We start from the raw sequence: 11,695 nt of genomic DNA on the forward strand, positions 1-11,695 counted from the left end.
GCAGCGCATCCTCCCATTCTACAAGAAGGTTTCAACTGGCTCTCAGTTCCGGAACGGTGGCTCAGTTTGACCGGAGACGTGGCTCAAATATTCCGGAACGATGGCTCATTTTACTCCGGAGTATTCACGGAACATTTCGAAATTTCGCGGCGGCACGCCCAGCGCGACATCGAATATATGGAGCACACACTCCGCGCGCCGCTACTCTACGTCGCGAAACATCGCGGATACATGTATGAGGACCGAGCCTACGTGCTGCCGAGCTTATACATGACGGAAGAAGAAAAAAACGTGCTCCGTTTTCTTGCCAACCGATACAATCAATACGATTACGATAACGCAGACCAGGTTCGTCGCGTTGCGCAACTGCTGGATCGGTTCGCTGGCGGGCAGGATAACGCCCTGGACGGTCGGCTACCTTCGTTTCAGGCGAATCCTCGACTGATGGAGACCGTTCTCCGGCTCTCAAACGCGATCCGGGAAGCATTGGTGACGGAAATTCGCTGTGACGGCGAGCATCTCGTTGTGTGGCCGTTACGGCTGTTTGCGCACTATAACACAGATTATTTGGAAGCATGCTGCGAGACGAGCGGAAAGCTACGGACATTCCGGTTGAATCAGATTGCTTCGGTAAACGTGTCAGTGCGCCGCTTCAATCCGGCGGAAGCGGAACGCGGACTGCCGGACGAGACGGTGCCTGCCGTCCGCAAGCCGTTCACGGCTCGCGTTCGACTCGCGGAAGCGCCACCAGAAGGCGGAACCTGGAATGGATTCGCCGCAAGGTTATCTTCGGATGACCGACTTATATATCATGTTGATTTTTATGATACGGACGCTTTCTTGCAGCATTTGACGACGGCGCGGTGGGAAGCACTCCTCGGTCCGAAGTGGCTGCGGGTGAAACTGCGCGAGAGGTGCGCGGATATGTTGAGCCGGATCGAAAGGGAGCATTAAAGAATGTCGAGCGCTTACTTGGACCGGTTCAGGTTACGAAGGGAATCAAAATCGTACGTTGACAGCTTGCACGCGGTACTCTCGGCGGCCGGAATGTTCACCGGACCGAAATATATGTTGTCCGGACTGACTGGCATGGCGTTCAAATTTTCGGTTCATGAACGGCTGCTGCCGCTCTCCGTAACTGCATACGGTGGCTGGGGGGCTGAACATGGACCGGCTGTCGAAAACGTCGGTCTGCTGTCGGACTGGGACTGCAGCCGGACTCGCCATCCGACATTCCGCTTTTATCAACAGGCTGCGATTGACTGGATTAGGCGGTCGCTTGACCGCGGCATCGGAGTGATCTATTGGATTCCGGAGTTCGGAGTCATACGCGGTTATGACGACGGAGACAGCGTATTTTTCTTACAGGACGGCAAATCGGACGAAGACCAGATCGTGCTCTATGACAATTTAGGGCTGAACTCCACGGGGTTCTGGTATGTAGAAGCCGTCGCAGATGCAATAGATTTGCCGCTCGAGACGATGGCGCTCGAGTCGATTCGGCTTGCGCTGGACGATTGGACGACGCCGCACAAGACTCTTCCAAATACGGACATTGGCTCGGGCCGGCTTGCTTATTCGTTTATAATTCGGGCACTTCTGAAAGGTGATTACGATGTGCTCGGTGCGCGTTACATAATCGAATCGTACATCTATGCCCGGGATGAAATTCGGCACTATCTGGAGGACATCCACCATCTGTGGCCGGAGTTAGTCGAAGCGTCGCGGCTGTATGCAGCGATCGGCGACACGTTTGAAGGTTGGGACATGGCTGACGTACCGGCGCTCGTGCGCGCTTTCGAGACGGCGGTCGCGCTCGAGGAGGGGGCGATGGACCAGTTCCGCAAATTGTCGGACCGCCTGCCCGATCCGAAGCGTATCGTCGTTCCGCGTTGGGGTAAGGCGACAGCGAGATAGTGAGAGGGGGGGGCGCTCGGTGGGCGTTGTTTTGCTTAAAAACTTGCATATGCGCGCGGAATCGCAGTCCTATGTCGATGCGATGTACGCTGTATTGACGCATCAAGGCTGGTTCGACATGCCGAAACCGATACTTGCGGGCATGACCGTGTCGGGATTTCGTCTCACCGTCGACCGGCGTCTGTCAGCCGCATCGTCTACCGCTTACAATTGGATAGCGGAAAATTTTCTTGCTTGCGATTTCATCGGGATTACCACGTCATCGCGCGCGGGCTTCGCGTTTCAGCCGACTTTTCCGCTTCAACGGCGTCGTGCTATTACCGATATTATCGCGTCTGTCGATCGTGGCGTGGGAGCGATTTTTTGGCATAATGGTTTCGTTGTCGTGACAGGATATGACGCTGACCGGGAATTGCTCTATTATTCGGACGGCTCGGATTCGGTTGAAGGGTACAAGACGTTGCCATATGACAAATTTGGCCAGAACGGCACACCTTACTGGTACTACCAAACGTTTATTGGCCAAGTCCCTATGGATCCGCTCGCCGTATACAAGGAGTCGTTCATGCAGGCGATTTTCAAGTGGGAGACGCATGACATCATGTTGCCAAATGGGGAATACGGTTGCGGGCGAGCAGCTTACGAAATGATCATTCCGGCGCTGAAAGACGGTGACTATGATGCGGACGGATCGCGTTCTCTGTTTACATTTTATGCAGCGGCGAAACGGGACATTGCCATTTATGCGAAAGCTGTCGGATCAGTTTGGCCGGAGGTATGCGAAGTGGCGGAACAATACGGCGCACTCGCGGGTTTATTCAAACGGGTTGTCACGGCTGGGGTCAAGGACCTCGAAAGGGTAGAGGTATTCCGAGAAGCAAAGAGCGTTGAGGAACGGGCGATCGACGAACTTAAGAAGCTCGTGCGTGAGACGGCTGCGAACCGTCGTCACAACGTAGGTTTGCGTTAGCCGTATCCTGGTCGGATAGCTGTCCGGGAATCGTAGACCGAATCCGTGCCGCTGCTGCGAAGGCATTCCATTTCACAAAGAGCTCAAATGGTCCCCACGTGTCTTGTAATGAATAAATTTGTAAGTGTAGTACCGTATGAATATATATTTTTTAAACTGTTTCCTTTGCTACGATTGAAAAAACACCTTTAAAGGAGGACATTAGGATGTCATTACAAGTTCGTCCATACTGTACTGAATTGGAGGATGCAGTTAAAAATTTAAATCACAAAGCATGGTCACTATTTAAGCACAATAAAGATTTCGATCATCAGAGGATGAGTTGTGTATTTAATGAGGACGGTAATTAAATTTGTAGTGGATACTTACGACATGGAATAGCTGATGATCATGATGTATTCGAAATCGAAATGCCCACGAATGAATTAGCTTCATGCCATATGGAAGAAGTGAGAATGGTTCTATACCCTACATTCATAGATACCAGTCAAAAGATGCGTAATCCAAACAAGAAAACAAAGTTAGTTGCGTGGAAAGATTTTTATGGCGACAGAGAGTTTTACAAAGAGAAGGGCTTTATCCCGTATCAAACCTATTATGTAGCACAGCGTTCACTTGAAAACCCCGTACCTGAAGTCAGAACACCTGTTGGAGTTAATGTCGGCTACCATCCAATGAAATCCAAAGAGGAAAGGATCCAATATACCGAACTGGAAAATCAATTTTTTCAAGGCGTTGTATACAGAAGCGTCAATATGTTGGAATGGATGATGGGTGGACCAGAATTACATACCATTTCTGCATTTGAAGGCGATGAACTTGTTGGTAGCGTTATGTGTTGGCAAACTGGTGCAGTTGAAAGATTATTCGTAATTCCGCGATGGAGGAATAAAGGTCTGGGTAAGTTTCTCATAACGAAGGGTTTTGAGTATCACATTAAGAATGGTCGAAAAGAAGTTTATACGCTGGTTAATGAACAAGATAAGGAAGCTATGATGTTGTTAGAGTCAATGGGGTATACCTTTCCTGTAAAATTAGAACTCAAGGCATTGGATGTTTAATGATAGAAGAAATTCCCATTTAACAGCCATTTTCAATGGGGACGATAGTTCAAACATCTTGACGGTGGCCGGCACTCAGTCGGCGGCCGTAGTCGTTGAAGTAATAAAACATTAGTTTTTATTATGGAACGTGGCAATCGGACAATGTTCTTGACAACCGACAACATCTGTCGGATGACAAGAACATAGGCCGAATCAAGTCCGCGTAAACTGCGGGCTTTTTCATTTATCGGACAATGTTCTTGACAATTGGTGATGTCAAGAACATTGTCCGATTGCCACGGAAAACAGATAATCAGTATTATCGCTGGGCCGTAACAAAGGAGATACCGGTGCCGGTGGCGAAATGTCTGACGAAACGATTCATTGAGCTACCGGGCAGATTTCTATATACAAGGAAACACCAACCGATTTGGCGAATATAGTCGTAATATTGACATTACTTGCGAGGTGCGATCTTGAGTAGATGCCCATATTGCGATATCACCAATATTGGTAATGACCATGAAATCATAATGAGCAATGATAAATGCACTTATTCTCTCTTAAAAGAACAAGAGATACGGGGGGCGGGAATCATAGTGCCAAAAGAACATAGAGAAACTGTATTTGATTTAACCGAGGAAGAACGGATGGCTACATATCGCTTGTTATTCGAAGTTAAGGAATATTTAGATTTGAATTACGAACCGGATGGTTATAATGTTGGATGGAATTGTGGTCATGTGGGTGGACAACATATCTTTCATTCACATTTACATGTAATTCCTAGATATGCAGATGAAAAGATGGCGGGAAAAGGGATTAGGTATTTATTTAAAAACCTGCGGCAACCTGATCCAGATCGTTGAAGTAACGGGCAGGATAGCGTAATCACTTCACGAATCCCTTAGGGGTGTGGCGGATTTTTACGAAGTTCGTAAATGCGGCATATTTCAATTCTGAGGAGAGCAAATGAATAAATATCTTGAAGAGACCAAGTTTGCAACAAGTAATTTAATTGATTTAGTTACTACCGAAATGAGTTCTCTTAACGAGTTAAGTAATAGGATTAACACATTAGCTAATGAAAACAATGAAGTCCATGCAAAACTAATGTCTAATGAGTTAATTGATGAAGGAATGGAGTCTAATCATATTCATGTTGCCGCAATGATTAGGCATGTTAAATTTCAACTTGAGAAGATAGATCCATTGTTCAAAGATAAGCACCTATTAGAATTAAGTATTGAATCAAAGAAAGAATCTCTAAATGCTTTAGCAGGTGCGATTCTTCAAATTGCTAAACAAGGAATTAGCATAGCTTACGGTAAACTTAATTCTTGTCCAAATGGTAGATCTATAAAAGGAGAATTTCTGAAGAATATCATCTGGCAAGCTAGGAACCAATCATTGCATTATGAAGAAGGCAAATTTAACAAAGATGTTCAAGAATGTTTTAAAAGTTTGGGAATAACATTATCTAATAAAAATCTCGCTATGGATATTATTTATCTACTAGAATGGGACAATTACGAAACATATAAATCAGATATGCAATCACTGTTGGAGTAGTCATACACCATATTCAAGCATCGTTCATTCGCTCTTCATAATCTGACGGGAACGATAGCAGAATGTACAGCGCGGCAGCCGGCTAAACGTCGACTGCAGTCTCCATTGAAGTAACGGGCAGTTTACCGCGGCAACTGCTCCATTATTCGTGAACATTTAATGGGGCTACCTTGAGATCTGATTCGGGTGATTTGATATTAATAATGAAACTTTTTCCAGATATTTAAGTCCAATATTTTAAAGTGGAGGTGTTTAATTTGCTAAATAATCTGACATGCGTCTTCGCTCACCCAGATGATGAATTTTTGGCGGCTGGATTGCTTGCACGTGCTAAAAGAATTGGTTACAAGACCCATATTATATGTGGTACAAACGGAGAGGGGGGGAGAATAAAGGGTCAAAACTTTTTGGGTGATAAGACTGAGGATTTAGTTACTATACGAAATAGAGAGTTTAAAAAATCAAGCACACTATTGGAAGTTGATTCTCTGAAATACCTTAATTTGCCTGATAATAAGTCTGAACAATGGAATTTATACGATGCCGTAGGTGAGTTAGAATCAATTATGCTAAATATCGGCCCTTCTATTATTGTTACTTTCAATAAAAATGGAGGAAACAACCATCCAGACCATATAGGGATACATAACATTACAGTGAAAGCATTTAATAAAATAGCATTACAAAATTATAAATTGTATTTCGGGACTCTCTTTCCAAGGCAGTATTCACAAGCGAACAATATTTTACAAGTTCCCCCACAAATTATTGATAAAATTACTATCGATGATAATGAAGTTTCAAAAATAATTGAGTTATCAAATGATGAATATAAATTAAAACTCAATGTTATTGATGTATACAGAAGCCAGTTCCCAGATGAACATGGATTATATTATAAAATGCCTTTGAAGTTTCTCGCAATGATGGCTAAGTATGAATGTTACGAAGCGTTTGATATAGAAGAAAATCAAGATATCGAAATTGTAAATATGCTTTAGGTTGATATTCATGACTATTTTACCCAGGGTGAATCGATTGACTTTTATAAATAAGCCAGTCAAAACACAAGATATTTGGTGGTAACGGAGTATTGTTTTGGATAAAAGAGCTTTGAACTAACGGGCACGATAGTTGAACAACTGCCGTGGTGTGTCCCGTTAGTTATAAGAAGGATAATGTAAACAGGAGTTGGTGTATAATGCGATTTATAAAATATGGCTTATTACCCGAAGCATATGGTTCAGATAGTAAATTCATCAAAAAAGAAGGTTCTGTTACTGACCTTATATTGGATACTGGCATGCTTATTGGTTCCGAGTTTGATAAAGTAATTCCGCCTTTATCAGTCCTAAATAGAATGTTTTTGAAGGGATTCTATCCACGAACTGGTGAGTGGGAGCCATTTGATATTTCTCAAGAAGAGTACAATGAATTAATTAAAGAATTGGTTTCATTGCCTTTGGCTAGACCTTATAGAACTATTGATCATACTTGAGATTCCAATCCTCGAATGACAATATGTCTAAACTAACGGAGAACGATAGTTAAATAAGGAGCAACCGCCGCGGCAGTTGCTCCTTATCTATAATTGGACCTGGAATCAAATAATGGTCCGTCCGCAGGAGCACCATTCGGATTGAACGGCGGAAAACAATTGAGCGACGCAAACGAGTTTTATTACCGCATCGTGGCAATCGGACAATGTTCTTGTCATTTATCGGACAATGTTCTTGACAACCAACCGACATTATTATACATTTGTCGGATGACAAGAACATAGGCCGAATCAAGTCCGCGTAATTTGCGGGCTTTTTTATTAATCGGACAATGTTCTTGACATTTGGTGGTGTCAAGAACATTGTCCGATTGCCGAAAATGTCAAGAACATTGTCCGATTGCCACGGAAAGTTGATAATGGGTTTGTAGGGGATACGTCGGCGACGGCTAGACTTGCTGTTTCAGATGAAATGAATCATTAAGATCGGACAGGATAGTTAAAGATTATTCGCGGAGATGCTTACCACAGTTAATCCTAAAACCTTGCCATTCGATTTGAGCGATGAAAATTAGGTTTATTTTTTGTATGTCCGAAGGCAAGGTAGTTCAAGTCAAACATGCTGTTTAAGCGCAACTTAAGAACTATTTGTGATAGGGATGGTTGTGAATGATGCGATAGGCTCGATACAACTGCTCGAAAAGAATCGTGGCTTGTAGACCAGGTTCCATATCCATCTGGCTCAGGGTTAGTCGTTCATCCGCTTGTGGCAAGTCTAAGCCGATAATAAAGGATACTTGTGAAGTGACAGAGATTCCCTAACTGTTGATATTGTCAGCGAATGATTCGGACGAGATTGTTTGCTCGTTTAGGGTCACAAGAACCGTGAGACTACTGCCAGCAAGTTTGGTGGATAACTGCTCACGGTTCTTTAGCAGATGGAGTTGGGTTTTACCGTATCGTGTCAGGCGATTCTCGTATTCCTTGATGGCATCGAGATAGAACTTTTCAAGCTTGTTTTGGATAAAGTATATGTCAAATTTCATGGTTTGCTCCAGTTCACTGTTTTGTACTTTGCTAACCAATTCAGTGGCGACAATCAAGATGAATTAAGTATTCGACACATGTGGAGTGCTGTGTGTCGCTCGTAAGGAAGTAGTAGCCTCATCCAATAATCGATCGGGAGCTGCCACCACCACACGGGGTGGCTCTCTCTTCTGGAGAGGTGGCTCAATTTTCCTGGAGCACTGGCTCACCCATTTCCGGAATGATGGCTCTATTTCACTAAAATATTCACAGTTGGTTCAATTACGAAGGAGATTACTATAAACGTTGACATTATATCCGTTATAGTATAATGTTACCGTGGAAATAGTTCGAAATACTCAATTGGACGGGGTGCCTCTATGAAAAGGAAAATCTTCATGTCAATCAGCATGGTGTCGGTGGTTCTTGTACTATTACTTGTCTCCTCTATGTCAGCTTTTGCAGCTAATCAAAAACGCATCGATCTTGATGCTACTAATTACTTTACGGTTTCTGGCTACGATACTGAAACTTCAAGTGAATGGGGTTCTAATGGATCTGAAAAGTTAATATTTTCTGATTATAACTCTCGCTCCCCTGTAACGATTACTTACGAAGTGGACAAAGCGCTGGTAACGGTCATTTTATTTTCATATGAAACTAAACAACCTGACCCCGCCCCTCACACATTTACAACTCAAGAAACAACCGAACTTGCAACAAAAACAAGAAAGATCGAAAATCCAGGCGGTCAAACTTGGGGGATTCGAACTGAAGTCCTGGATTCTGTTACATTTGATGAACCCGGTTATTACCATGTCAAAATCAAACAGGATAACGGAAAAGTCAACAACTTATTTGTACACATCATTAAAGATGGTGAGCCAGCTCCAACAACTGCACCTGAGACAAAGCCAAGCGAGCCAGCTCCAACAACTGCACCTGAGACAAAGCCAAGCGAGGCAACGCCAACAACGTCACCGGCAACAAGCCAATCGGTATCTGCAAAACCAACATCTTCGAATGTCTTCGTTAATGGCAAAGAAAAATATTTCCAATCCTATAACATCAATGGGAATAATTACTTCAAACTACGCGACCTTGCAATGGCGATAAACGGTTCGGACAAGCAATTCGAAGTCAGTTGGGATGCGGATAAAAATGCGATCAATTTGATTTCGGCATTGGCCTACACGCCGGTTGGTGGTGAGATGGCGGTAACGACTCAGCCGGAGGATACAACTGGAAAACTGACAACTTCCAAAATTTATAAAGACGGTCAGGAGATTCAGTTGACCGCCTACAACATCGGTGGAAACAATTACTTCAAACTGAGAGACATTGCCAAAGCCTTCAACATTGGTGTGACATGGGATGGTACGGCACAGTCCATAGCGATAGACGCTGCCATCGACTATATTCCTGAGTAAATTCAGTACTTATAGAAAGAGTGAGAGGAAAACGAACGTGAGCTCGATTCATTCCCTCGCTCTTTCTTTTTGTACGATATTGGAACATATATTCCGTTCGGCCTGATAGGTGTCGTTCATTCTTACCTCTCCGCTTTGCCACAGCCGCTCCTTCTCTCGCGGCCACAAGGGTCGGTGGGAGCTTGCATCGGAGGGTAGTCGTGGGTTTATGTGTCGGCGAAGGATTTTGAGCATACAGCAGCGATTTCGTTGGTCAACTTCTAGCAAGTGGTATCCGTGTATACTCCGTATTCTTGTGCCGTCGTTTCTGGGGGGCTTAGGTACATTTCTGTTTTCAGCAAAGTTTTAGGGTAGGAGGTGGTAAGGTGAACCGTATCACAAATAGTGGTAAAGTGGAAAGTGGAGGGTAGGTATAGACTCTGCAATGATAAAGACATCGAGAACCTATCACGCCACCTTAAAACTTTACGGCAAGTTATGAAATGGACTCAAGACGACTTGGCAAAAAGAGTGGGGGTTTCTAGGCAGACAATTACTTTAATCGAAAGTGGCAAGTCTGCGCCTTCTAAGACTCTGGTGTTGGCTATATTAGGTATATTTATTGTCCTCATTGCTAGTCGAACAACAACAAGAACATCTGTCGGGTGACAAGAATATAGGCCGAATCAAGTCCGCGTAAATCGTGGGCTTTTTCATTTATCGGACAATGTTCTTGACATTAGGTGATGTCAAGAACATTGTCCGATTGCCGAAAATGTCAAGAACATTGTCCGATTGCCACGGAAACGCAGGTACGTGACCAAGAAGAAGCTGGAGCCGGCGCGACATGGAGGGTCAGATGATTAATTAAAAACGGTCCATTAAGCTAACGGGCAGTTTTGTGTAATATTTTGTCCTGTACAACTACAACATTTCCTGATATTGTATTTCCAATATCAAAAAGCGATGAAGAGGGAATTAGGTAAATGGATTCTTTCACAGAGAGCTCCGATAGCTGAAAAGGAGTAAAGAATTCTTTATTGAAAAAAGCCTCTGAGCTGCACAAAGGATCCACATCAGGTGGTGATGGTGTGACAGGAGCTCCTGTTATAGAGCTAAAGTATACACACTGCTAAAAAGGAGTGTCGTACTTGAAAAGGCATATAGGGTGACCTATTGGCGAACCTGGGTGGTACCACGAGACTTCATAATCTCGTCCCTGAGACAATGTCTTGGGGGTGGGATTTTTTATTTTGCGTCAATTATTTATGTGATTTGGTAATTCAGTTCTAACAGGAGGAATAATATGGATAGCATTGAGATAGTAAGAAGATTTTATGATGAAACCGTAAACTATGAGTGGAACCGACTTGATCGGCACAAAGTCGAATTCGAGCTTAGCAAGCGCTATATAAATCGCTATGTTAAACCAAATGACAAAGTGCTGGACCTTGGTGGGGGACCAGGCAAGTATTCTTTACTACTTTCGCAACGTGGTTGCCAAGTCACCTTAGCGGATCTCTCCCAAAACAATGTAGATTTTGCATTAAAAAAAGCAGATGAGCTTGGATTTGCGCTTAATGGTGTCCAAGTTGATTGCCGAGATTTATCAGCTCTTCAAGATGAACAATTCGACCACATCCTATGCATGGGCCCGATGTATCATCTGAAGGAAGAGAATGACAGAGTAATCACGATTAATGAATGCTTGAGTAAATTAAAGCCTAACGGGACACTTTTTGTATCGTTTGTGTCTTCATACTCGTTCGTTTGGGACTATCTTATTAGGGATCCCAGTTTGATTCTTGACGAAGGTAGGCGTTCTCAACTCAGAGCGATAGTGGATGATAAAAATTTTACAGGATACGGGTTTTCAGAAAACTTCTTCATCCGCCCAAGAGATGTTCTTTCTTTTTTCCAGCCATTTAGTCTGGAAAAGTTACATTTACTTAACTGTGAAAGCTTCCTATATTTACGTGAGTCGGAACTCCTTAACCAACCACCGGATGTGATATCGGCTTGGATCGACTTAGCTGAGCAGGTATGTGAACGCGAAGATTTGCTGAGTTTAGCGGAGCACTTCATGTACATTGGACGGAAGCAGGGTTAAGCTAACGGGCACGATAGTTAAATAAGGAGCAACCGCCGCGGCAGTTGCTCCTTATTTATAATTGGACCTGGAATCAAATAATGGTCCGTCCGCAGGAGCACCATTCGGATTGAACGGCGGAAATCAATTGAGCGACACAAACGAGTTTTA

At 43.8% G+C, this 11,695-nt stretch carries 12 protein-coding genes; 11 read left to right on the forward strand and 1 reads right to left on the reverse strand.

Annotated features, from left to right (window positions below):
- From EXY20_RS23865 to EXY20_RS23900, 8 genes are all read left to right on the forward strand, one after another.
- The coding region (locus EXY20_RS23865) for a helix-turn-helix transcriptional regulator (protein WP_207671329.1) at positions 1–954 on the forward strand (954 nt) is incomplete at its 5' end.
- Positions 955–1,047: 93 nt separating this feature from the next.
- Positions 1,048–1,917 (forward strand): hypothetical protein, encoded by an 870-nt coding sequence (locus EXY20_RS23870; RefSeq protein WP_235886167.1) that lies wholly within the window; start codon positions 1,048–1,050, stop codon positions 1,915–1,917.
- Positions 1,918–1,936: 19 nt separating this feature from the next.
- Entirely contained in the window at positions 1,937–2,887 is a 951-nt protein-coding gene (locus EXY20_RS23875) for a hypothetical protein (RefSeq protein ID WP_135554640.1), read from the forward strand.
- A 455-nt stretch (positions 2,888–3,342) separates the two neighbouring features.
- A complete protein-coding gene (locus EXY20_RS23880; protein WP_167859469.1) occupies positions 3,343–3,948 on the forward strand; it encodes a GNAT family N-acetyltransferase in 606 nt (201 codons plus the stop codon).
- A 509-nt stretch (positions 3,949–4,457) separates the two neighbouring features.
- Entirely contained in the window at positions 4,458–4,799 is a 342-nt protein-coding gene (locus tag EXY20_RS23885) for an HIT family protein (RefSeq protein ID WP_268966428.1), read from the forward strand.
- Positions 4,800–4,902: 103 nt separating this feature from the next.
- Positions 4,903–5,502 carry a hypothetical protein gene (locus EXY20_RS23890; RefSeq protein ID WP_135554643.1) on the forward strand — a complete coding sequence of 200 codons (600 nt, stop codon included), beginning with the start codon at positions 4,903–4,905 and terminating at the stop codon, positions 5,500–5,502.
- A 257-nt stretch (positions 5,503–5,759) separates the two neighbouring features.
- On the forward strand, positions 5,760–6,503 hold the full coding sequence (locus EXY20_RS23895; RefSeq protein WP_167859470.1) for a PIG-L family deacetylase: 744 nt from the start codon (positions 5,760–5,762) through the stop codon (positions 6,501–6,503).
- Between the two features lie 200 nt (positions 6,504–6,703).
- Entirely contained in the window at positions 6,704–7,000 is a 297-nt protein-coding gene (locus EXY20_RS23900) for a hypothetical protein (RefSeq protein WP_135554645.1), read from the forward strand.
- A 644-nt stretch (positions 7,001–7,644) separates the two neighbouring features.
- On the opposite strand, the gene EXY20_RS40455 is transcribed toward EXY20_RS23900, so the two are convergent.
- Positions 7,645–7,773 (reverse strand): 23S rRNA (pseudouridine(1915)-N(3))-methyltransferase RlmH, encoded by a 129-nt coding sequence (locus EXY20_RS40455; protein ID WP_328592587.1) that lies wholly within the window; start codon positions 7,771–7,773, stop codon positions 7,645–7,647.
- 651 nt (positions 7,774–8,424) lie between these two features.
- On the opposite strand from EXY20_RS40455, the gene EXY20_RS39550 reads away from it, so the two are divergent.
- The 3 genes from EXY20_RS39550 to EXY20_RS23920 all read left to right on the forward strand — a co-directional run bounded on the left by EXY20_RS39550 (position 8,425) and on the right by EXY20_RS23920 (position 11,545).
- Positions 8,425–9,456: a stalk domain-containing protein gene (locus EXY20_RS39550; RefSeq protein ID WP_207671330.1), complete on the forward strand. Its 1,032-nt coding sequence runs from the start codon at positions 8,425–8,427 to the stop codon at positions 9,454–9,456.
- A gap of 399 nt (positions 9,457–9,855) precedes the next feature.
- Complete coding sequence (locus tag EXY20_RS23915) at positions 9,856–10,104, forward strand: helix-turn-helix transcriptional regulator (protein ID WP_268966427.1); 249 nt, start codon at positions 9,856–9,858, stop codon at positions 10,102–10,104.
- Between the two features lie 637 nt (positions 10,105–10,741).
- Positions 10,742–11,545, forward strand: a complete 804-nt coding sequence (locus tag EXY20_RS23920; protein ID WP_135554647.1) for a class I SAM-dependent methyltransferase — start codon at positions 10,742–10,744, stop codon at positions 11,543–11,545.
- Positions 11,546–11,695 lie beyond the last annotated feature (150 nt).

Origin of the sequence: Paenibacillus cymbidii, from assembly GCF_004764705.1 — a bacterium.
GTDB classification, from domain to species: Bacteria; Bacillota; Bacilli; order Paenibacillales; family NBRC-103111; genus Paenibacillus_AN; species Paenibacillus_AN cymbidii.

What these genes read in the sequence shown, in the direction of transcription:
- EXY20_RS23870 (WP_235886167.1), top strand. Translation starts at nt 1,048, where the DNA reads ATGTTCACCGGACCGAAATATATGTTGTCCGGACTGACTGGCATGGCG.
- EXY20_RS23880 (WP_167859469.1), top strand. Translation starts at nt 3,343, where the DNA reads ATGGTTCTATACCCTACATTCATAGATACCAGTCAAAAGATGCGTAAT.
- EXY20_RS23890 (WP_135554643.1), top strand. Translation starts at nt 4,903, where the DNA reads ATGAATAAATATCTTGAAGAGACCAAGTTTGCAACAAGTAATTTAATT.
- EXY20_RS23900 (WP_135554645.1), top strand. Translation starts at nt 6,704, where the DNA reads ATGCGATTTATAAAATATGGCTTATTACCCGAAGCATATGGTTCAGAT.
- EXY20_RS39550 (WP_207671330.1), top strand. Translation starts at nt 8,425, where the DNA reads ATGTCAATCAGCATGGTGTCGGTGGTTCTTGTACTATTACTTGTCTCC.
- EXY20_RS23920 (WP_135554647.1), top strand. Translation starts at nt 10,742, where the DNA reads ATGGATAGCATTGAGATAGTAAGAAGATTTTATGATGAAACCGTAAAC.